The organism is Chitinophaga hostae, from assembly GCF_018224885.1.
Classification (GTDB): Bacteria; Bacteroidota; Bacteroidia; order Chitinophagales; family Chitinophagaceae; genus Chitinophaga; species Chitinophaga hostae.
Genome location: NZ_JAGTXB010000008.1, coordinates 272,019 through 297,611, shown reverse-complemented (window position 1 = coordinate 297,611; position 25,593 = coordinate 272,019). Strand labels below are relative to the sequence as shown.

7 protein-coding genes are annotated in these 25,593 nt (G+C 48.1%); 6 read left to right on the top strand and 1 reads right to left on the bottom strand.

Annotated features, from left to right (window positions below; translation table 11 throughout):
* Positions 1–76 precede the first annotated feature (76 nt).
* From KE626_RS18260 to KE626_RS18250, 3 genes are all read left to right on the top strand, one after another.
* The gene (locus tag KE626_RS18260) at positions 77–2,593 is read left to right on the top strand and encodes a DUF5686 and carboxypeptidase-like regulatory domain-containing protein (RefSeq protein ID WP_211974363.1); all 2,517 of its coding nucleotides are present in this window, start codon (positions 77–79) and stop codon (positions 2,591–2,593) included.
* A 182-nt stretch (positions 2,594–2,775) separates the two neighbouring features.
* A complete protein-coding gene (locus KE626_RS18255) occupies positions 2,776–10,620 on the top strand; it encodes a SpvB/TcaC N-terminal domain-containing protein (RefSeq protein ID WP_211974362.1) in 7,845 nt (2,614 codons plus the stop codon).
* An 82-nt stretch (positions 10,621–10,702) separates the two neighbouring features.
* Entirely contained in the window at positions 10,703–20,068 is a 9,366-nt protein-coding gene (locus KE626_RS18250) for a Tc toxin subunit A-related protein (protein ID WP_211974361.1), read from the top strand.
* Between the two features lie 72 nt (positions 20,069–20,140).
* On the opposite strand, the gene KE626_RS18245 is transcribed toward KE626_RS18250, so the two are convergent.
* Complete coding sequence (locus KE626_RS18245; RefSeq protein ID WP_211974360.1) at positions 20,141–20,881, bottom strand: alpha/beta fold hydrolase; 741 nt, start codon at positions 20,879–20,881, stop codon at positions 20,141–20,143.
* Between the two features lie 177 nt (positions 20,882–21,058).
* Here KE626_RS18245 and KE626_RS18240 point away from each other — a divergent pair, with 177 nt between their 5' ends.
* From KE626_RS18240 to KE626_RS18230, 3 genes are read left to right on the top strand one after another with little or no spacing between them, the layout of a single operon-like run.
* Positions 21,059–23,467 carry a TonB-dependent receptor gene (locus KE626_RS18240; RefSeq protein WP_211974359.1) on the top strand — a complete coding sequence of 803 codons (2,409 nt, stop codon included), beginning with the start codon at positions 21,059–21,061 and terminating at the stop codon, positions 23,465–23,467.
* A 19-nt stretch (positions 23,468–23,486) separates the two neighbouring features.
* Complete coding sequence (locus KE626_RS18235; RefSeq protein WP_211974358.1) at positions 23,487–24,692, top strand: PepSY-associated TM helix domain-containing protein; 1,206 nt, start codon at positions 23,487–23,489, stop codon at positions 24,690–24,692.
* A gap of 55 nt (positions 24,693–24,747) precedes the next feature.
* The gene (locus KE626_RS18230; protein WP_211974357.1) at positions 24,748–25,407 is read left to right on the top strand and encodes a response regulator transcription factor; all 660 of its coding nucleotides are present in this window, start codon (positions 24,748–24,750) and stop codon (positions 25,405–25,407) included.
* Positions 25,408–25,593: the final 186 nt, after the last annotated feature.

Genomic DNA, 25,593 nt, shown 5'->3' with positions numbered 1-25,593 from the left:
GGAAATGTCTTTTCGGGCGTCATGTATAAAACATCGTGGAATAATTGGATTTTGTGTGAGCTTCAATTTTTTGTGCATGAGTATTGCCTACAACTGTGCTGTGAATCGCTGGATTTTCTGTTGTTGCCTGCTGCTTGTTATTTCCCGTGTTGATGCGCAAATCCCGGCGGTTATCACCGGAAGGGTCGTTGCTGCATTTTCACAGGAAGGATTGCCTTATGCCACCGTATACTGGAAAAGAGGTGGCTTTGGTTGTATGACGGACAGTGCCGGGTATTTCCATCTGAAAAAAAGTCATGATAACCATGATACGTTAATTGTGCGTTATGTCGGCTACCAGGTATTATCCCTGGAGCCGGAAATAACCGGTAAACCAACCTCGCTGTTGATTCAGCTGCAGACCACTGTGAAGGAAGGCGTGGAGGTGAAAGGGAAAATGAACCGGGGCCTGGTATGGTGGCGGCAGATCGTGGCGCACAAAAAGGAAAACACGCCCGGGCGATATGATACCTATTATGCAGAATTGTACAATAAACTGGAAATTGACATTGCTAATCTCGATAAAACAAAATGGCAGCATTCAGGCATCATGAGGCCATTTAAATTTATACTGGATCGTGTGGACAGTGTTTCTGAAAGCGGCTCTTTTTTACCCGTTTTTTTAAGCGAAACGATCTCCGATTATTATGTTACCGCATCGCCGCCGCGTGTAAGGGAGGAAATTAAAGCATTACACAGCGGCGGAATCAGGAATGAATCGGTGATGCAATATCTTGGCGGTATCAACCAAAAGATAAATTCCTACCAGGATTATATGCAGATTTTTGGGAGGGAATTTATAAGCCCCGTAAGTGTTACCGGCGACAAATACTATCATTATAAAGCATTGGATACTGTAACGCTTAATGGCGTACCTTATTTTCACCTGGCCTTTACACCTAAACGCGAAGGAGAAAATGTATTTACGGGCGACTGCTGGATTCATGGTCCCACCTGGGCCCTGTCGAAAATCAGTATGAGTGTGAATGGAGCAGTGAATATTAATTTTGTAAAACGATTGGAGATCATACAGGAATTCGCTACAAGGGAGGAAAGGGAGTGGGTAGTATTGAAAGATAGATTTATTGTGGAACTGGCGCCGCTGGGAAAGGAGCGCAATACTTTCATTGCCCGTAAAACAACCCATTACCGGCAGGTGAAAATAAATGATCCTGATGTTCGTGTGAAGATAGCAGCTGGCCGTAATAAAGAGGAAGTAGTGATTGCTGACAGCGCAGCTGCAGCAGGAAATATTTACTGGAATCAACACCGTCCGGAAAACCTGACCACCAACGAGGCATTGGCAATGACGCTGGTGGATACACTGAGAGCGATGCCTGCATTCAAAAGTTTGAGTGATAAAATAACTTTTTTGCTGGATGGACACTTAAAGTTGGGCATGGTGGAAATCGGACCCTGGTATAAATGGGTTAGCCGCAACCCGGTGGAAGGAACCCGGCTCCGCTTTGATCTGGGCACCACGCCGGAATTCAGCCGCCAGTTGCGCCTGTCGGGATACCTCGCTTATGGTACGGGTGATAAGGCGCTCAAAGGAAAGGTAGCTATGGCATGGAATCTTCCGGGGAAAAATGGATATAGCATATTTACTTCTTTCAAAGATGATCTTGACAACCGTCAACGGGGATTTAACGGGGAAGAAGTTTCCCTGGATAATATATTCGGACAGGTAGTCCGCCGCCGGAACATTCCACAGAAATTCATCCGCGAACGCGAAATGAAATTCAGTATTTCGAAAAAGTTACCCATGAGTTTTTCTGTGGAAGGAACTTTCCTGCATAGCAGCTTCAGTACTTTGTCACCGTTGCCGCCTCACAAAATATTCCTGCCTGAAAATGCCGTTGGTGACGTCATTAATACGGAATGGCAGCTGAAGTTGAGATATGCGCTGGGTGAGCATGAAATACGTACGCCACGCAAAGTACGGCGCGTGCGGGGGCATCTCCCGGTAGTTGAATTATTATACGGGACCGCAGCCGCTGGTGTATTAGGCAGTCAGTACGGATATCAAAGGGTTAGTTTAAGTGTCAATCAGCGTTTCCGCATACCACGATGGGGACAGGTGACTTACCAGTTGTATGGGGGCCGTATTTTCGCAGACAAGTTGCCGTTTATGCTGTTACAGATACATCCCGGCAACGAAACGTATTACTATAATAAGGAGTCCTTTAGCCTGATGAATAAATATGAATTTATCAGCGACCGGTATGCAGGCTTTAACCTGGAACACAATTTTGATGGGAAGTTACTTAACCTGCTGCCATTTATGAGAAGAAGCGGGATACGGCAGTTTTGGAATGTAAAAGCAGTGGTAGGCGATCTCTCGCGTGAAAATATTATCTATAATAAAATGGAATTTCCCGGCTATGGTATGCATTCCTTTAAAGGGAAAACCTACACTGAAATAGGTACCGGTCTGGATAACATCTTTCATTTCTTCCGGGTAGATGCTGTATGGCGTTTGTATCCAAACAGCGCGGCGAATCCGCAACGATCAGGGTTTGGCGTTTTCGGCAGCTTCAGGTTACAGTTTTAACTACTGCAGTATTAGTTCAGCTGGTGTAATAAATTGCCAGTCGCTTTGTGTGTAGCGTACGCACTAAGGAATGTTGTTCCATTGTTATTTTTTTTGTACGCCGGAAAAAATGACACGTTGTTACAAGAAAAGATTTACTTTTATTACAGGAACCCCAAACCCTAAAAAACAAAAAGTAGATTATGCCTCTTCATGACCCCAAAAAAACGGGTAATCCTTCGGATTATCCCGGACGGAGCGTATTCTCATCTGGCAACGATTCTGCCTCATCCTCATCCGGCAACATGGAGATGCCCGTTGTTGCATTGCCAAAGGGAGGTGGCGCCATTAAAGGAATCGACGAGAAATTTAATGTGAATGCAGTTTCCGGTACAGCTTCCTTTTCTATTCCAATTCCGTACAGTCCCGGGCGTAACGGGTATTTACCGGGCTTTGACCTGGCTTATCATTCCGGCAGTGGTAACGGCAGTTTCGGATTAGGATGGGAAATCGCCATCCCTTCGATCAGCCGTAAAACAGAAGATGGTTTGCCCCGTTACCATGACGCCACAGCGTCAGATACTTTCGTGTTGTCCGGAGCGGAAGACCTGATCCCCTTGCTGGAGTGGAATGGCAGCGAATGGAAAAATACGCCCGTTCCCAGAATGGTAAACGGTGTAAACTACACCGTAATGCGTTACCGCCCCAGGATAGAAGGCTCCTTTACCCGTATCGAAAAATGGATGGACGATAATACAGCACAGGTGCACTGGCGGATTGTTTCCGCCGATAATCATATTTCTTATTATGGTTTTACAGCCGACAGCAGGCTTACTGATCCTGATGATGACAGCCGGGTATTTAAATGGCTGCTATGCCGCACGCATGATGACAAAGGAAACCTGGTGCTGGTGCAGTATAAAAAAGAAGACTTCGCCGGTATTCCTGCGATGCAAAATGAAACCCACCGGCTTCATCATTGCACACAGCTCTACATCAAGAAAGTGCTATACGGTAACCAGCAGCCCTATTACCTGGGCGATACACTGCCGGCCGAAAGCGATTTTCTTTTTAAAGTAATTTTTGACTATGGTGAACACGATACCGCAGCCGATATTCCGGGTGATATTGACCAGGAAAAAAACGATTGGATCTGCCGCAAAGATCCTTTTTCCTCCTACCGCTCAGGCTTTGAAATACGCACCTACCGCAGATGCAGCAGGGTGATGATATTTCACTGTTTCCCGGATATGCTGCTGCCGGTAAACCCCTGCCTCGTAAAATCGTTACAGCTGTTTTATGATGATGCACTTCCACTGACCGGTAACGGCGACCAGGTAAACGGCTACTCTTTCCTCGTGAGAGCCAGACAGAACGGGCATCTCTGGGATGCCGGCGCCAACAGCTACCTCACAAAACATCTCCCGGAACTGGAACTGCAGTACCAGTCGCATGAATGGAACACCAGTGTGCAATCGGTGAGCCCCGATAACCTGGTACACGCGCCGGTGGGTATAGATGATAAAACCTACCTCTGGGTTGATCTTTATAGTGAAGGCGTTGCAGGAATCCTCACCGAGCAGGGCGGAGGATGGTATTATAAATCCAATCTCGGTAACGGACAGTTTTCTCCGGCACGGCCGGTAGCGCCGAAGCCCTCTTACGGGGGACTTAATAAAGGCGTGATGATACAAGAGCTGGAAGGGAATGGAATTAAATACCTGGTGCAGGTAGACAAACAATTCAACGGATTTTTCAAGTTAACAGAAGATGCTGTGTGGGAAGGGATGCGGTATTTTAAACAAACACCGGTGCTCTATCCCAAAGAAGCGAATATGCGTTTCATTGACCTCACCGGGGATCATATGCCGGACATGCTCTATACCGATGAATACCAGCTACGCTGGCATGCCGGGGCGGGAGAGAAAGGCTTTGAGGTGCCGGAAACAGTGATGAAAGCCACCGATGAGGAAAAAGGACCTGCCATTGTTTTTGCTGACCGGGAGCAATGTATTTTCCTGGCGGATATGAGCGGCGATGCGCTGACGGATATTGTCCGCATCCGGAACGGTGAAATATGTTACTGGCCTAATCTCGGCTATGGCCGTTTTGGTGCGAAGGTGAGTATGGACCACGCGCCGGTATTCGATCACCCTGATCAGTTTAATCCTGCCTATTTAAGACTCGCGGATATTGACGGCTCCGGCACTACCGATATAGTTTACCTGGGAAAAAATAATTTCAGCGTATGGATGAACCTCAACGGCAACGAATGGGCCGCTGCTCCGGAAATACTCAGTGCTTTTCCTGCCGTGGATAATATGTCTCATGTATCTGTGATGGATTTCCTGGGAGCCGGTACGGCAGCTATCGTATATGCGTCGCCGATAGCCAGTAAACCATTGCAGTATATCGATCTGATGGGTGGTAAGAAACCTGCCTTACTGATCGGCCATAAAAATAATTGTGGCAAAGAAGTGACCATAGCATATAAATCTTCTACCTTTTATTACCTGGAAGATAAACAGAAAGGAATTCCCTGGATCACGAAGCTCCCGTTTCCGGTGCATTGCATTTCCCGTGTAACTACTGCTGATAAGATCAGGGAAACTATTTTTACCAACACCTACAGCTACCGCCACGGCTACTACGATGCTACAGAAAAGGAGTTCCGGGGATTTGCCCGGGTAGAACAAAATGATACAGAAGTATTCAGCCAGTTTAAACTCAACGTTGCGCTGAATGTAGTAGAGGAAGATCTGCACCAGCCTCCCATCACCACTATTTCCTGGTTCCATACCGGTGCTTACCTCGCTAACCAGCGATTGCTGCACCAGTGTGCGGCAGAATATTTTAATGGTACTATTACACCTTATGATATGCCGGATCCTGTATTGCCGGCAGGTTTGCAGCCTGATGAAATTCACGAGGCGCTACGGGCATGTAAAGGTCAGCACCTGCGGACAGAGGTATATGCATTTGACGGAACTGCGCAGGAATCTTGTCCTTATACTGCCATGCAGGCCAACAATGAAATACGCCTGATACAACCTAAAGGGAGTAACCCATATGCGTCCTTCCTGGTACTGCCATCAGAAAGTATTACCTATGCGTTTGAGCGAAACCAGGCAGATCCCCGCATCGCACATTCCTTTGTGCTGGAAACAGACGACCTGGGATATACGACCAAATCCGTTGCGGTAGTATATCCGCGGTTAAGCAGACCTGTGGCGCCCAATGATATTCCGGATAAAGTGTGGGATGAACAGCGGAAACTGCATATTGCTTATAATGAAACTGTTTATACAACAGATGTGACCGGAGACGATACCTATCGTTTACGTGAGCTATGTGAATCGATGGCATATGAAGTAGCCGGTATTACGCAGCCTCCCGGTTTTTATCTGCATAAAATAAACCTGGCAGGCGTTCCGGGAGCTCCTGTTATACAGTATGAAGAAGAGTTTACAGGTAGTATTCAAAAAAGATTATCCGCTCATGGCCGGATCTATTTCCTGAAAGATGATCTCTCCGGTCCGCTGGCATTGGGAACGCTTTCAGCGTTAGGCTTTGTACATAAAAAATATCAGCTCACATTTACACAAAACCTGGTCACCAAGTATTATGGCGCCGAAGTAACGCCGGCAATGCTCGCAGCGGCAGGCTATACACATACAGAAGCTGATGCGCATTGGTGGGCGCCTTCGGGAACAGATATTTTTTCTGCCACCCCCGCAGTTGATTTTTATATTCCTACCGGTACAAAAGATGTATTCGGAAGAGAACATCATATACAATACGACGACCTGCATATACTGGTGCAAAGCTGCACAGACGCGATCGGTAATACCGTAACGGCAGACAATGATTACCGGGTGCTGAAACCCTGGTTGCTCACTGATCCCAACGGAAACCGTTCTGCAGTGGAAACAGATGAACTTGGATTTGTGGTTAAAATAGCTGTTATGGGAAAGGCCGGCAGCAGTGACGGCGATACGCTGGCAGATCCTACCAACTACATGGAGTATGATCTTTTTAACTGGGTAAATAATGGTAAACCCAATTATGTGCATTGTTTCAGCAGGGAACAGCATGGCGTTTCCAATCCGCGTTGGCAGGAGAGTTACGCTTATTCCAATGGTAACGGCGGTGTAATCATGACCAAAAACCAGGTGAACCCCGGTAAAGCGAAGGTATGGAATCCTGTTACCCATACCGCAGATGAGGTAGACGCGGATCCGCGCTGGATTGGCAATGGCCGCACCATCTATAACAATAAGGGGAATATGGTGAAAAAATATGAACCTTATTTCAGTACTACTTTTCATTTCGAATCTGAAAGTGAATTGGTGGAAACCGGTGCAACGGCAACCCGTTACTACGATCCTACCGGCAGGTTAATTAAAACAGCATTCCCTAACGGCACTTTTTCCAATACGGAGTTCAATCCCTGGTATTTTAAATCGTACGATGTAAATGATAACGTAGTGGCCAGTCAATGGTACAGTGACCGTGGCAGCCCGTTGCCGGCAGATCCGGAACCGGCCGATCCGGAAACAAGGGCTGCATGGCTGGCTGCACGCCATAATCAGACACCGGCTACTTTTCATGCAGACTCCATGGGCCGGCCTTTGATGACGGTGGCAGATTACGGAGGCGGTAAAAAAACAGCCGTATGGGTGGAAACAGATGCATTGGGAAGATATTCCAAATCGTTCGATCAGCTGAATCGGCTGGTTAGTTATGGCGTAAGCAATCTCGCCGGTGCGCCTATGTATTCCGATACTGCTGAAAAAGGAAAGAAATGGGTATTCCAGGATGTACAGGGCCGCATTTACAAAATGTGGAATGCTGCCGGGCAGTATTACCGTTTTGAGTTCGATGCCATGGACCGCCCGGTGAGCAGTTACCTGAAAATAGGAGCTACCGAATGGATGTATGCACGCATCGTGTATGGCGACCTGTTTCCCGATGCACAGGCCAGGTTGCTGAACATGAAAGGAAAAGTATACCAGGTGTATGATCAGAGTGGTGTGAGCACTGTTAAGCACATCGATTTCAAAGGTAATATTACCGAAGCAGAGAAAAGACTAACGAAAGATTACAAACAGCTGATAGACTGGACCCCACTGAAAGGGCTTGTGGTGATCCCGGATATTCTTACAGCTGCCGATCCGTTGCTGGAAACAGCCACTTATTCTTCCTCCGGAACATTTGATGCGCTAAACCGCCCTGTGATGGCTACATTGCCGGATCAATCCATTGTACAACCCATCTATAATGAAGCCAATCATATTGCCACGCTGAATGTGAAGATTCGTGGAGCAGGCGCCTTTATTCCGTTCCTGAAAAGCCAGGATTATGATGCCCGGGGGCAAAGACAAATGGCGCAATATGGTAATGGCACCATCACGAAATATTTCTATGATCCGCTGACTTTCCGCTTAACGGATCTGCTGACCTTACAGAAAGATACAGATGCCGAAGCGGCAGCACTGCAGAATATTTCGTTTACCTATGATCCCAAAGGTAACATCACCCAGATCCGGGATGATGCGCAGCAAACACATTTTTTTAAGAATACGGTAGTGTACCCGGAATCGTTGTTTGAATATGATGCTGTTTACCAGCTGACAAAGGCCAGCGGAAGGGAACATTCGGGTTTAACGATGGATACGCAGCGTAACAATACGGATATCTCCTTCATTCCGCAATTACCGGAAATGAATAACAGCACTGCTGTCCGGATATATACCGAGCAATATGCTTTTGATGATTGCGGCAATATTCAATCGTTGAAACACAGTGCTACCGGGGCTACCTGGCAACAGCGTTATAAGTACGAATATGAAGATGATCCCACTAATGTGACCAACCGGTTGAAGGCCACCAGTATGCCGGGAGATGCGCCGGGCGTATTTTCCGGAGCCTATGTGCATAATGCGGGAGGCAATATGACTTCCATGCCGCATTTGCCGGGGGCTAACAGTATAGAATGGAATTTTCAGTCGCAGCTGAGTAGTGTGAACCTGGGCGGCGGCGGGCACGCATATTACGTGTATGGCTCCGGTGGGCAGCGCGCGCGGAAAATTATTGAGCGCATCGGCGGAAAAAAGCTGGAGCGTATTTATCTCGGTGCAGTAGAAATTTATCGTGAAAGTACCGGTATGGGGGCGCCCGATTTTGAACGATATACACTGCGCGTAGCCGATAATGTGGGCACTATTGCACAGATAGATACCAAAACCATTGATACGCTGGGCGCTGATCCTGCGTCGGCGCTCAACGTGCCGGTGATACGTTATCAATATGGAAACCATATTGGTTCGGCAGTGATGGAAACCAATACTGCGGGAGAAGTGATCTCTTATGAAGAATATCATCCTTTCGGCACTTCGGCCTATCGTATTTCTAAACCGGGAGCAGACCTGAGTATGAAACGTTACCGTTTTTGCGGGAAGGAGAGAGATGAAGAAACAGGTTTTTATTATGTAGGTGCACGTTATTATGCGGCGTGGCTGGGACGTTGGACCAGCAGCGATCCCGGGGGATTTGTGGATGGTATGAATTTGTATCGCTATTGTTCCAATAATCCTGTGATGATACATGATCCAACGGGTATGGATGGTGTAACGATTTCCGGTCATGCTACCGGCCGTGAAACGGAAGCTGATATTGCCCGGGTTTTAAGAAGACAGGGTTATGGTTTCCGGAGAATGCCTACCTGGGAACCGAATGCCAGTGGTACCGGTGGGCGATGGAATTTCGGTGATGACAATCTTTACCGGTTGCCGCGCGGACGACGAAGCGGCTCCCATGGTTCAGGACCCACACATCCCGGCGGAAGTGGCTCTGGTTCCGGCTCTGGTTCGGGCACCACACCACCAACAACAGGCGGTTCTCCGGGAGGCACTCCTGCTTCACCACCGCCGGATACGGCTCCGCAAAGCGGTCCTACCGGTACGCCGGGAGGTGCGCCAGGCGGATCTCCTGGTGGTTCTCCGAGTGGAGGGCCAGGCGGATCTCCGGGTGGCGTACCGGGTGGCAGCCCGCAGGGTAGCCCTGGCGGTAGTCCGAACGGTAGTCCTGGTGGTAGTCCGCAGGGTACACCAGGAGGCAGTTCCAGCGGAACGCCGGGAGGTACCGGCAGCGGCGGCGGTGGAGGAGGAGAACGTTCTTTCTGGAGCCGCGGCGGCGCCACTTTACTTGGCGGTTTGTTATTGCTGGGGGCCGGTTTGCTGACTATATTCACTGCCGGTGCAGCCACACCTTTGCTGGTGCTGGCAGCGGGAGCCATGGCCACTGCGGGAGGTATTGCGGTAACTACCACGAGTGCCATACAACTGGGTGTTTCCTATAGCGGCGGTACTACTGCTGCGCAGGACGCGGAAATGAGGCATGCCCTGAATACGGTGTCTTCCCTCAGTTCTCCCGGCGGACTGGTAGGGGGTACCGTAGGTGTGGCGGTTGATGGCGAGAGAGGACTGGAAAGAGGTGCGTTAATTGGAAACGTAGCAGAGCTGGGAACAGGTGTTGCCAGGTTTGGTATATCGAGGTTCTCTACAGGTACGGCCAGGGAACTGTCTTCAGATGCAGCGCTGATCAGCGATATGGCCAGCCTTGAACCAACAGTTCCACGAGGTGTTGCTGTTATCGGTAGCCATGGAGAGCCTGGCTTGTTCCAGACGGCCGCTGGAACGATGGCGCCGATAGAAGAACTCGCCCCTATGATTCAGAGCGCCCCACAGGGACGGACAATGTTGCTGATGTGTAATGTAGCCCATGATCCGGCGGCAGTACAGGCGCTGTCCAATCAAACGGGACGAAGCATTACGGCTTACACCAACTTTGTAGGTGCTGTCAATTATAACCAGGTAGTGGCATTTGCAGGTACACATACTACCGGCCTGGTGCAACCATCAGTAGTTACCGGATTAGCTTCGCCAACCGTATTCAATCCGACCTACCTGAGTCCATTCCTGAGCCTGACACCCAATGTGGTTGCTCCTGCAGCCGCTACGGTCGGAGGCGTACAGGCACAGCAATAAAAACGTATAGCCGGTACCGTGGTAGCGAAGCAGCTGCCACGGTACATTGAAAATCCATCTTCATTGTTCTAATTCCAAAAAAATGAAAGCAAACCTCATCAAAGGGCACATTAAAAGTTCCCGAACAGGCCACCCCCTCCAAGGATTGAGGATTGAGGCCTGGAGCACAGAAGCACTCATCAATGTGCCGCTCGCCAAAGGTATGACCGACGAAAACGGCCGGTTCATGCTGACTTTCAACGAAGGCCTCGTGCAGGAATTACTCCGGCATAATCCGCACATTTATTTCAGGGTCTGGCACGAAGAAATGGTACTCACCGGCAGCCACGACACCAAACGCTGGAATATTCATGAAACAACCAACGAAATAGTGCTGGAAGTGGAGGCAAAAGGCGCACGCGCAAATGTACAAACTGCTATCGTAACCGGTACCGTTTTCCAGCCTGATAATACACCCGCACCAGGTCTTACGGTCAGGGCATTTGATAAAGACCTGCGTTCAGATACGGTGTTGGGAGAGGCCATCACCGACTCCGCCGGAAAATACAGCATCCCCTATGATCAGCAGCGGGCGGCAGAAAATGAATATAAAAGCGCAGACCTGCTGATGAGAGTATACCTGGAAGAACAACTGCTGTTTGAAACAGATATCAACAACATTGTATTCAATGCACCCAGCCGGGTAAATATCGATATTCACCTGAAAGAAAGCGCCGGTCGTACGATCAGTGAATATGAGAACTATCTGCAGATATTATCTCCCGTAACAGGTAAAATACCCTTGGAAAGGCTGGAGGAAACAAAGGAACACCCGGATATTACTTTCCTTAACAGGGAAACCGGTATCGATTATAACCGCATCGAATACCTGGCGCTGTCATATAAAATTCAACAACAGTTTCAGTTTGAACCCGCCTTTTTCTACGGCCTGTTCAGGGAAGGTACCTTGTTGAAAAACGACCTGGAGCAATGGCTGACCACCAGGGTGGCCATCAACATTTCCTCCGATGTGAAATCATTGGTGTATGAAACAGCATTGATAGATGCAGATGTTATCAAGCAGGACATTACAGATGCCATCGCTGCCAATATCATCCCTGATATCAGTAAAACTTTGTCCCGCATACTGCGCCAGCTGCAGGAATTACAGGAAGAAGCAAAGAAATATATACAGGAAGAAAGACCACAGCAATGGGCTAACCTGATTGTAGGCAGTATAAAAGAAGGATCTTATAAAAACCTGGTGGAACTGATCAGCCAAAATGCTTTTGGGAACCTGCCACAGCTGCTGAACAACATCATCGCCGCCAATCCCTTTTCAGACGTCACCGCCGCCAAAGGGGCAACGGTAGATATTAACATCGCCAGTTTGCTGGGCACCGATGAAACGCTGATCAAACACGTAAAAGAGACCGCCAATATCAAAGAAGAAAAGGACGTGTCGCAACTCGCCGCGCTATCTGCCGATGAGTGGAAAGATATGCTCAACCGCCTGCCCAACGACAAGCTAAGAGCCAGCATGACCGCCAGTAAAGACGCCTTGCATACGCATGCTGCCATATTGCAAAACCGGTTTCGCCAAAAATATCCGCATGTGGCCTTTATGGCAGACTTCAAAAGAGATCAGCCCGATGCAATGGATCAGCTGAAACAATTGCCGGATATAGATCTTGGCGGCAAGTCCATCGATGCACAGCTGAAAGATACGCAGGTGTCCGACAACGACAGGGCACAACTGCGTTCCCTGCAAAGACTGTATAAGCTCACCCCCGATTATAGCAAAGCTAAAAAGCTGCAGGATGATCAGCTAACGGCAGCTTATCATATCGTAGGACTGGGGCAGAAACAGTTTGTTACAAAGTACAGCAAGGACCAAACCTTCTCTGAAAAAGAAGCCACTGATGTTTATCAGAAAGCGGTAAACATTCACACCGCTGCCATGACATTGGGTGCGGAACTGAAGGAATATGCCGGTGCAGGTAAGCTGAAAGCACTGAATGGAGAAGCGTTATCGCTGAAGATAGAACAGGTATCGAAGAATTTTCCTAACCTGAAAAGCCTGTTCGAAGAAATAGATCTTTGCGAATGTATGGATTGCAGATCAGTGTATGGCCCCGCGGCGTACCTGGCAGATGTATTGCAGTTCCTGAAAAACCGCCTGCTGGCCAATGGAACCAAAACAGCCAAGGATGTGCTGTTTACCAGGAGACCGGATATTGGCGATATTGACCTGAACTGTGATAATGCGAATACCCCCATACCTTATATCGACCTGGTTTGTGAAGTGTTGGAAGATGGGGTAAGTCCTGATACGGGCATATTGCTTGATAACACTTTTACCGTTGACATGGTAAAGGGAAAAATCAGTGCGCACCTCCTGAAAGGCCTTACCGATAATGGTATAAAGCACGTGACGGATGAAGCATTGCTTTATCCGAAATATTCTGCTGCAGGTGTAGACACCTATATGCTGCGGGATACTGTCAGCACTACAAAAATATCAGCAGAGGGCACCGGCTGGCGGGTAAAACAGCTGCGGCAAACACACCTGAGCGCCACAGAACTCAGTGCTGCACCGGAATACGTTAATGAGGACGCATATGATATATTGTCGCTCTCGCATATTTCTTTTGGTCTCCCGTTCGATATCTACCAGGAAAGAGGCAACAGCTTGCTGGAAATTGTAAGTATTGAACGCGCCGATCTGATGGATACCCTGGGTAATGCCGCTGGTCCCGATGCGCCATCCAAAGCAGCCGTGTACCTGAAGATATCGCCGGCAGAAAGAACGCTGATCGTGACCGCTGACACTACTACCGCCGGACAGGCAGTATACTGGAGTACAGGTGCCCTTCCTTTGCTCACTACCCTGCAGGAAGTAGATGTGTTTTTAAAGAAAAGCGGGTTGAGTTATGTGGATCTGCAGCAACTGCTAAACCAGTCGTTCATTAACCCCGGTGATACCCTCTTTATCCAACACCAGGATAATACCTGTAATACGGCAAAGAAGATAATTGTCAACCTGGATGAAGCAGCATTGGATCGCATGCACCGTTTCCTTCGGCTATACCGCAAAGCAGGTGTTAGCATGGAGAACCTGAACAGCCTGATCATGTATACTGCGTTGGGTGGCCAGCAACTCAATGATGATACCCTGGTAGCGATCGTGGATCTGCTCAGATTGCAGAACAGCCTGGGGATTACACTGGAACAGGCATTGTCCTTCTACGGACAACAGCCCGCCGCGTTATATACATCGGTATACCTGAACAGGATAGCCACCAACCCGATAGACCAGGCATTTACGATCAAAAACATCAGCGCTAATGAAGCATTGCCATTGGGAAGCCGCGATACTTTAAATGCGCATCTTAGTACCCTGCAATTAAGTTTGAAGCTGAAGGCAGATGATATTACTTTTCTTATTAGCCAGTTAAATCCGGCAGATACCACGTTGACCCGCGATAACCTCGTGTTCCTGTATCGTCATGCATTGCTGGCTAATCTGCTGGGATTGAAGCTGCCTGCAATGTTTACTTACAGTACGCTGGCTGCTTTACCGCTGTTTACCGCACCTGCTGCTACCAGTGCTTTTGTGAGCAGCGTACGGTTTTTGCAAACAACAGGTTTCAACGTAGGTGAACTGCAATGGTTCCTGCAAAATATCGATCCAACCGGGTTATTGGCCATGCAGGATGCCACCATCACTACCTGGCTCACTTCTTTACAAACAGCCTACCAGCAAGCCTTCAATAATACCCGTTCTGCTTTTGATGCGACATTGTCTCCGGATGAGAATAAGAATGCACTCAAACCGCAAATGAGCCTTCTGCCAGGCCTTGCTGCCGCAGCGGTAGATAAGATCCTTGCTATTATCAGCGGCACTTTTGCAGATGCGCTCACGCCGCAGGCATATGCAGCTGCCAACCTGGGAGGTTATTTTGATACCCTCGATATCCAGGCCAAGATCACCGCGCTGCTGGCGCTGGCGCCGGCTGATCCGGGTTTGACCGCTGCGCGGAACGCGCTGATACAATCATTGAGTACGCCTGTTTCCCTCTACCTTTTCAGGGCCGCTAAACAAACGGCATTGTATAATGCCGTGGGAGGCACATTTGGGACCACTGATGTGATCACCGAAGTACTGCTGAAATATGGATCATTGAAGTTCCCTGGTCCTGCTGCATTACTGGGAGATATTCTCTCGGATGACACACTGATTGACCAGGTAAATACGCCACCAGCTCCTCCGGCCATAACACCGGCTGGATTTGATGCACAATACCGGGCCACCCGCCTGTTAAAGCTGATTGTTAGCTATCTCAGTAAGATCAGCATTTCAGCGATGGACCTGCAATGGTTTCTGCAAAATAATGCTGCCATGGGCTGGCTGGAACCTGACACTCTCCGGTATGCAGGTGATGTGCCGGCAGCTGATTTTGGTAAATGGGTAAAATGGCAGGAGGCCCTGCTGCTGATGCAAAACTATGGAACGGTACAAAGCCCTGCAGATCCTGCGGTGGTATTGTCCTGGACAGATGTATGGGGACAGGTAGCATCCGGCGCTCCGCAGCCGGATACTTTACAAACGCTCTCCTTGTTCACCGGATGGGATGGTACGGATGTGAGCGACCTTACTGCCTGGTATGGCTATACGTACCCTGCAGACTTTAAACTGCCTGCTACCTATCTGCGGCTGGAAGCAGCCACGGCGGCGCTTCGGCTGCTGGGAGTACCGGTGGCAACGGCTACACAATTCATCCAACCTGTACTTACCTCAGCAGAGACTGATCTGATCACACAAACGCTCCGTAATAAATACGACGATAAACAATGGCTGAACGTTATTCAACCGGTAGAAGATGCACTGCGTCCGAAGAAAAGAGATGCACTCGTTGCCTATCTCCTGGCATTTAACCCGGATCTGAACGGACCGGATGACCTGTACGACTATTTCCTGATGGATGTACTGATGCAACCCGGACAGCCAAGTTCCCGTATCGTAATGGCACATGGCATACTGCAGCTATTCATACAACGTTGCCTGATGGCGCTGGAACCCGATGCTATTGCAGATGTAACAAATGATGACGGCTGGAGCCAATGGATCTGGATGAAAAACTTCCAGGTATGGGTAGCCAACCGCAAGGTTTTTCTGTACCCGGAAAACTGGATAGAACCGGAATTACGTGCCGATCAATCTTATTTCTTTGCAGACCTGATTGCGGAGCTGCAACAAAATGAAATTACAGACGACAATGTAGAAACCGCCGCCATCCATTACCTGGAAAAACTGGACGATGTAGCCACCCTTGATGTGCGGGCCTGCTATTATGATGTAAGCACCTATACCATGCATGTGGTTGCACGCGTGCGCGGAGGCAGTACTTACTACTATCGCACAGGAGTGAAAGAACGTAAGTGGGAGCCATGGACAAAAGTAGATGTGGACATTTCCGGTGACCATCTGTTGGCTTACATGCTTAACAACCGCCTGTTCCTGGCCTGGCATCTGCCCACCGAAGAAATACAGCAGGGCCAGAGTGTGGCCATACCCAGCACGCCTATCAACCAGGCTGCGCCTGCACCATTGAAGCGGTTTAAAATACAGCTGGCTACCAGTGAATGCATTAACGGGGTATGGCAGCCCAAACGCACTTCGCAGGATGTATTGCATACGAACTATTACACCGATCTCAACCCGGTAAAAGATACCTTCCGTATGCTGGACTTCGACATGGGCGCCGTAGGTTATGGTATTCTCTGCACGTTCGATAACCATTCCATCGGTATGTTCAACCTTACCGGTTGTAAAGGTTATCCTGAAGTGGCTTATTGGGGAGGACAATCGCTTCCTTACCTCGATTTTATCCCGGATTTTATGGATACCGATTTTCTGCAAATGCAATACCGGGAAAGCGATGGCAGGTCGGTCGATACGCTGTCGATGAGAAGCATATTCAGTCCTTATAAATTTGAACCTATTCTCAACGCCACACCCGGCATCTTCCGGATCACGTATCCGCATGAATTTTCGCTGATCGACTGGATTTATGTAGCACTGGAACTGATATCAGCTAAAAACGGCTACGCAGCCAATGCCGAGTTCAGCAGCCACAGAAGGTTTGTGATGCCGATGGCCAGTTTCATGCCTTTCTTTTATGCCGATGGCTCCAGGGAGTATGTGATCATACCGGGCTTCTTCGGGGAAGATGGTACCAATGCGCGCACCTTCAGTGATATTTACAAATTCGTAACTGACCTGATTGCATTGGTCGTTAAGTATGTAAAAATCCTCATTGCTGACCCGGCGCATGATTTCAATAAAATGCTGCAGCAGTTATACGCAGATCCGGAATATATCAGGCTTACAGCGGAATGGAATTTTTATAAGAAACATAAACCGCAGCTGATGTTCCGCAACTTCTATCACCCGTTGGTATGCTATATCAAGAGCACGGTGTATAAAGGAGGACTGCCGGCCATCATGAACTATGATGTACAGTCGAAGGTGAACAGTTTTAAATTTGATGTCACCTATCAGCCGCAATCGCCGGTAGCTACGCCTTACCCCATAGAAAATATCGATTTTGATGCGGATGGAGCTTATTCTTCCTACAACTGGGAATTATTTTATCACCTGCCTTTCTTTATAGGCAACCAGTTAAGCCAGAATCAACGGTTTGAAGAAGCCCGTAAATGGTATCATTACATCTTTAATCCGATTGGTGGCGCCGGTGGCAGCGCTCCGCAGAAATATTGGATCACGAAGCCGTTCCATGAATTCTTCGATTACGTAGATCAGCGTATCGATACCATCATGACCGACATCGCCAGCGATCCTACCGGAACCGTTTATAAGGACCTGGTAAATGCCGTGGAGAGCTGGAGGGAAAATCCGTTTATGCCGCATGAAGTTGCCCGTACACGCCCACTCGCATATCAAAAGGCGCTGCTCATGAAGTACCTGGATAACCTGATTGCCTGGGGTGACAACCTGTTTATGCAAAACACGATGGAATCCCTCGTACAGGCTACGCAGTTATATATCCTGGCAGATAAGCTGCTCGGACCTAAGCCCATGATCATTCCGCCTGCGGTGCCTGTTCCTGACCAGACCTATAATCAGCTGGAACTGAAGCTGGATGCCTTCAGCAACGCGATGGTAGACCTGGAAAACCTGGTGCCTGATCTCAACGTGTTGCCGCATAAGGGAGCAGAATTGCCTACTCCTCACAATACAGTGTCTTCTCTCTACTTCTGCATACCTGCCAACGAACAATTGTTGTCTTACTGGGATACCATTGACGACAGGTTATACAAGATCCGTAACAGTGAAGATATCAATGGGGTACATCGCGTACTGGCATTGTTTGCACCGCCAATAGATCCTGGCATGCTGGTGCGTGCAGCCGCAGCAGGATTGGATATCAGCACGGTTACCAGTATGCTTAACGCGCCGTTGCCATTGTACCGCTTCCATGTAATTTTGCAGAAAGCCACCGAACTGGCCGAACAGGTGAAAGCCACCGGCGCCGCGTTGTTGTCTGCCCTGGAAAAGAAAGACAATGAAGCATTGGCCTTGTTAAGAGCCGGAGAAGAAATAAAGCTGCAGCAACAGTTACTATTGATCCGGCAGGCACAGGTAGAAGAAGCGACGGAATCGATCGTAGCCCTGGAGAAGAGCAAAGCCATTTCGCAGAAAAAATACGATTACTACAGCAGCCGTGATTTTATGAATGGCTGGGAAATAGCACAGGCAGGTATTTCCGCTGGCGCTATTATATCTGAAATAGTAGCTACCGTACTGGATGCTACCTCCGGAGGTACCCATATGATACCGATTATTACAGGTGGTGGCGCCGGTTTTGGCGGATCGCCGGTGGTGACTGTATCTTTTGGTGGTAATAACGTAGGTAGTTCCACCGGGCAGTTCGGTACCCTGTTCCGTGGTATTGCAGGCATCCTGCATTCCACCTCTAATCTTATTGGTAACATCGGCGCTTATCAACGAAGGATGGACGAATGGGGCCTGCAGAAAGATCTGGCTTCCCTGGAACTGGAACAAATGGATCAGCAGATAGTAGTGGCGGGGATCCGCAAGGACATTGCCGTGAAGGAAACAACTACCCAGCAGCTTCGGATACAACAGGCGCAGGAAGTAAATACCTTCATGACCAGTAAGTATACTAACAAGGACCTGTATGCCTGGATGACAGGGCAGATCAGTAACCTCTACTTCCAGTCGTACCAGCTGGCATTTGCCATGGCCAAACAGGCGGAACAATGCTACCAGTTTGAACTGGCTGCCGACAGTAATGTGATCAAATATAACTATTGGGATACCATGAAAAAAGGTCTCCTGTCCGGTGAGCGGCTCCTGCTGGATGTGAAACGGCTGGAATCCAACTATCTTCATAATAACCAGCGGGAATTTGAACTGAACAAAAATATTTCGGTGGCAGCGCTATCGCCGGAAGCCCTGGTGCAGTTGCGCAATACAGGACACTGCGATATCAATATCCCGGAAATGTTGTTCGACATGGATTATCCGGGTCATTATCTGCGCAGGATTAAGACCATCGCGGTGAGCATACCTTGTATCAGCGGACCGCTGGTGTCAATATCCTGCACATTATCGCAGGTCAGCAATAAATACCGCAGGAATACAAAGCTTAACCCTGCCGGAGCAGATGCGTATGATAAATATGTTGAAAAGGCAGGAGGTGACGACCGGTTTACCTATAACCTGGGCGCCATTCAATCTATTGCCACCAGTCATGCGCAAAACGACAGTGGTTTGTTTGAACTCAATTTCCGCGACGACAGGTACCTGCCTTTTGAAGGCACCGGCGCGATCAGCTCCTGGCACCTGGAAATGAATGACCCGGCTTCGCTGGCACAATTCGATTACCAGACTATCACAGATGTGATCATACAAATGAGCTATACTTCCCGTCAGGGTGGTGGATTATTCAAAAAGCAAACAACTGATTACCTGAAGCTGCTGTTTAAGAAAATTGTAGACAGTGTACCGGTAGCGGGTCTCTTCCGTATGTTTGACCTGCGGCACGAAATGTCGGATAACTGGTATGCCTTTATGAATGGTACCGGCACTTTCAGTGGCAGCTTAACAAAAGGAGGATTACCTTACTTCACGCAGAACAGCGCGATTAAGGTGACGGTACAAAATGTGGCATTATTTGTACTTACCAGCAACAGCGGCAACCTGATGGTATCTGTTAATGGCGCGCCGGCACAGGCTATGACGAAGAATGCTGCTAAGTTTGGTACCCAGATCCAGTTGCTTGATCCGATTAGTACGATTACAGGTAACCTGAAGCAGCCCGGCGATCATATTGATTATAGTTTTGCTGTGCAGAATTTTGGCACTGTGAAAGGAACGATTGCAGGCGCCTGGTTGGTAGTAAATTATACGATGGAATAGATGCATGGATGTATAAAGAAGAAGTCTGCGGTGATACCAGGTGTATCATCGCAGGCTTTTATATTTTGCGCATTAGTCACGGAAATAATTCCTGATGATTTTGCTGATGGTATCTGCCCTGTTAAACACCATGAGATGTCCTCCGCCCTTAATACGATAATCGGGATGCACAAATCTGCTGGCGATAACCCTGTCGGCCGTCCCATGTATTTGAATGGTTCTCTCAGGCACTTCCTTGTTATGCCAGTAGCCAATACTTTTCAACGCCCAGCGGAAAAAAGTAACATCAGTATCCTTTAATAATTTCGTTAGCGCTTTCTTATCACTTTTGGAATGGGCGCCAAAATAGCGGTAGGTAAGAAAATTGGTCCGCTTTATTAATGCACTGGGAATGATCCTGTATAAGCCCAGTTTGATGAAGAAAAACTGTCTTTTGTTCAATTCGTCCTTTGTTCTGACAGAGGAAATCAGGACCATTTTTTTTACGTGTATCTGTTTGGATACTTCCACGGCCATTATACCTCCAAAAGAAAGACCAATTAAATACGGATTTTCAACAGTGATCTGGCTCTTTATCCTGCCTGCATAGTCGGTTAGTGTTTCATCGGGCAGCGCAGGAATCCAGGTAATGTAAACTTTATGGTAACCCGGAAGCTTCAGGTTCTTAAATATGCTCGAATCAGCCCCGATACCACTAAACAGGTAAACGGTCTTTTGCTCTTTTCCAGCGGTATCCGCCAGGTGTTGGGAAAATCCCGAAAAACTAATGAGGATAAGTAAGACAGAAAAAATCACTTTCACCTGTTTCATCATAAATTTTCTTTCTTCTTGCCAGGAACGACATGGTTATTAATGTTACCGTTTACGATATTACTAAAAAAAAACTTCAATCATTTCCTAATTTTTCCTGATTGCGAAAATCAAATTCCCGATAGGCGTCCCTTGTCGTTTTGGCAGCAGCTAGATTTGCACGCAAAAAGCTAAAAGACAATGAAGCATTCCTATATGCGCATTCTAATAAAAAGCGTATTTACCTTGTTTATACTCTTGTTTGCGGTTTGCAGCCAAACCATAGCAGAAGATATTTTATCAGCCATAAAAGGTAAAGTCCTTACATCGGATGGCCTGCCTGCACCCTACGTTACCGTTAGGATACAAAACTCTAACCATGGCGCCCTCACGGATGCCAATGGTGAATTTGTGATCAAAAGGGTTAAACCTGGAAAATATGTCCTTGTAGTATCCCTGGTAGGATATGAGAACGTGCTCCGGGAAGTGGTGGTGGAAGCAGATGGGATCAGCCATACCACTATTACACTCGGTGCTTCCGGTCAGCAGATGAAGGAAGTCACCGTAACAGGGGAGTATAATAAGTACACCGTGCTTACTCCGTCTAATTCGCTGCGTTTGAACGCGCCCCTGGTAGAGGTGCCTCAAAGCATCACAGAAGTATCCAGGGAAGTATTGGCAGACCAGCAGATCTATAATATGCAGGAAGGCGTTACCCGCAACGTAAGCGGTGCTTCCAGGCTGGGTCACTGGGACATGTATTCCAATATCCAGATCCGTGGTTCCCGCGCCAGTTCCCTCCGCAATGGCATGAATGTATATATCAGCCCGTGGAGCCCGCTCACAGAAGATATGAGCATGGTAGACCGTATTGAGTTCGTTAAAGGCCCGGCTGGCTTTATGATGTCGAACGGAGAGCCCGGCGGTATGTATAACGTAGTCACCAAAAAGCCTTCCGGGGTAGACCAGGGCGAAGTGACGCTTTCTCTCGGCAGTTATGATAACTACCGTACCACCCTGGACCTGGACGGCAAACTGTCCAAAAACGGCAAACTGCTGTATCGACTCAACCTGGCAGGGGAGCTGAAGAATGGCTGGCGTGATTTCGACTACACCAACCGTTATAGTATTTCTCCCGTATTAAAATACCTGGTAGACGAGAAAAATACAGTTACACTGGAATACAACCTGCAGTACATGCAACTGCCGGTGATTGGTGGTAACTATTCCTTCTCCAAACGCGGTTACGGTGACCTGCCCCGGAACTTCACTACCATTGAAGGTAATATGGATCCAACAAAGATTAATGATAACAGCGTAATGGCTTATTATGAGCATAAGTTCAGCCCCGACTGGAAACTGAATGCTCAGTTTGGGTTCTTCCACTATAAACAGATCGGTCAAAGCATGTGGCCTGCCGGGTTCTCTACAAAAGGGAACGACAGTCTTATCCAACGGAGTATGAACATCTGGGATGCCCTGGGGCTGAATAAAACTGCACAGGTATTTTTGAATGGCGCCTTCCGTACCGGCGCCGTTACCCACAATATCCTGGGCGGTGTGGATATGAAGTATAGCAACTATTACGCTGACTGGGGACAGGGTGGATCATTCGGTGACTCCACTTTTAATATCTACGATCCTAAACATGGCTCCGTGAAACAACCCAAATGGGACCGTTCTTCGGATATCCGTACCCGTGGCGTACAATACAACTATGGCTACAGTGCTGTTTATCTCCAGGACCAGCTTGGTTTCTTCAACGACCGTTTGCGGGTAACACTGGCCGGTCGCTATACTACCAACAAGGTGGTAAGTCCGTACGATGGAACCAACAAAGACAGCAAATTCACGCCACGTTTCGGTATCAGTTACTCGCTCGATAAGAACAGCTCCGTGTATGGCGTGTATGATGTGAGCTTTATCCAGAACCCGGGCCTCGACTGGCAGAAGAAGCCATTCGATCCTATGACTGGCGACAATATCGAGTTCGGTATCAAACGCGACTGGTTTAAAGGCCGCTTTACCTCCACGCTGGCCGTATACCAGATCACTAAGAATAATGTACTGACTACTGACCTGGAACACAGGGATCCGGTTTCCAATCAATTCATCTACAGCCGCCAAAATGGCCAGCAACGCATTAAAGGACTGGAAGCGGATTTCCAGGGTGAAGTAGTGAAAGGGTTGAACCTGGTGGTGAACTATGCATATACCGATGGAGTTGTTTCCAAAGATGCTGATCCTAAACTGGAAGGCAACTATGTACCGGGTATTGCCAAACATATCCAGAATACCTGGCTCACTTATACGTTGGGTACCGGTGTGTTGAAAGGACTGCGTGCCAACATCGGCTACCAGTACCAGGCCGGCCGTATAGCAGGGCAGGTATACGACAAAACGGAAAATTTCCTGCCCGACTATTTCAGGATGGATGCAGGTCTTGGATATATCGTCAATAAATTCAGTGTAAACGTACTGGTAAATAACGTACTTGATAAATACCTGTACACTGGCGCGCCTTCTGCAGATAACTATGGAAACAAGATCTACTATTGGCAAACAGAACCCGGACGTAATGTGAGAATAAGCGTTGGATATCGTTTTTAATCCTGACTAAATCATTCACATGCCCTTGAAAAAGACTATCCTCAAGTTACATCGCTGGCTCGGACTAACGTCCGGGCTGGTTGTTTTTATACTGGGCATCACCGGATGCCTGTATGCATTTATTGATGAACTAAAGCCCGTGGTGTACCGGCAGCGTATGTTCGTAGAAGTGCCCGAAGGTGGCAGGCGTTTACCCATGAACGTTATCAGGGAAAAAGCACAGGCGGCAATAGGGAAAGCGTATAAGCTTCAGCTGGCGGAAGTGCCGGTGGCCGCTAACAGGAGCGTATCATTTCGTACGCTGAAAGTAAACCCTGATGGACTGTTGTACGCAACCTACATGGAGTACTTCTATCGTATTTACGTAGATCCGTATACGGGAGTAGTGCTGAAAATAGAAAATACCAAGTGGGAATTTTTTAGTACTGTGGTGAACCTGCATATTAACCTGCTGCTCGGGCCAAAGATAGGGGCGACTATTGTGAATTGGTCTGTTCTTATTTTTGTAGTGATGCTCATATCCGGGATTGTGCTCTGGTGGCCGGGTAATAAAGCCGCTGCCAAACAGCGTTTTAGTTTCAAATGGAAAACCACTACCAAATGGAAACGTAAGAACTATGACCTGCACAATATCCTTGGATTTTATTCGATGATCATACTGCTGGTTATTGCCATTAGCGGGTTGGTTTTTTCATATCAGTGGGTGAGCAACGGTATCCAATGGATCGCTAACGGCGGAAAGCCGGTGGTATTGCCCGCTCCGGTGTTGTCCGATACTACCCATCCGGGTACATACTCCCTGGAAAAGATACTGGCAGATGCGGTAGTGAAAGCCCCGGAAGGGACTACCTTTTTTGTGGGTATTCCTAAAGATAGTAAAACTGCTGTATCTGTATTTGCCCGCAGGGACGGTAAACCGCTTTATAAGGCGGTTCGTATGCAGTACGACCAACATTCCGCTGCGATGCTTACCCGCCGGTCTTTTGCCGATATGAGCAATGGGGAGCGTATCAATGCCATGAACTATGATATTCACGTAGGGGCAGTACTCGGTATACCGGGAAAGATACTGGCCTTCCTGGCCTCGCTGATAGCTGCTTCGCTGCCGGTTACCGGATTTTACATCTGGTGGGGAAGAAGAAACAAAAAACAGGCAAAGCCACAAGCGGATAAAAGCAACCAGCTTAAAAGAACCAGGCAAGAAAAACCGGTGCCCCTGAAGTAACATTAACCATATATCTTCCTGGTTAAACAGGCCATTGTAAAGTGTTATCAGCATAATGAACAGTACAGTCAAAACCCGAATTATACTGGCGGATGCGCAACCTGTTTACAGAGAAGGAATCAAAAGTTTGTTAGCGGATCATCAAAGTAATTACCGGATCGAAGAAGCGGGCAACAGCGAAGAACTGCGGCCTGCTTTACTCTCCTTTCAGCCGGACATACTCATACTGGACTATGATCCGGTTTACTTTGATGCTGATGAACTGGTCGGGACCTTGTCTGTTATTCCGGAATGCAAGGTGATACTCCTTTCCAGCCAACAGAAAAAAGTAGATATGTTCCGGTTGCTTGACAGCAACATCTACTGTGTGCTTACCAAGGAATGTAAAAAGCGTGATATCCACCAGGCGATCAGCTGCACACTGCGTGGTGAAAAATTCTTCTGCACATTTGCCCTTGATTTATTACTGGCCGACAGGAGAAAAACCCCTTCCGTTCGCAGTCTTCCCCCGGAAGGGTTGTCGGTCAGGGAAACAGATATTGTTCGCCAGATAGCCAGTGGAAAATCCAACAAGGAGATAGCCGGATCTATGCACTTAAGTCAACATACCATTCACACGCACCGCAGGAATATCATGCGGAAACTGCAGTTGCATTCTGCCATTGAGCTGTGTAACTACGCACTGGAAACCGGTATTGTTAAACTGGAATCCTGAGCCAGGTAAATGGCTTGTCATATAGAGGGGCAACCGTGCTGCACGGTTGCCCCTCTGTATTTTACTTCACTGCGGCTGTTCCGCATTTATACCATGATCATGGTAGTTTGCGTACCACGCTGCTACCAGCATTTTACCATTACCAGGCGATTGGGCGGCCTCTCTGATGCACGTACTTTTAATACC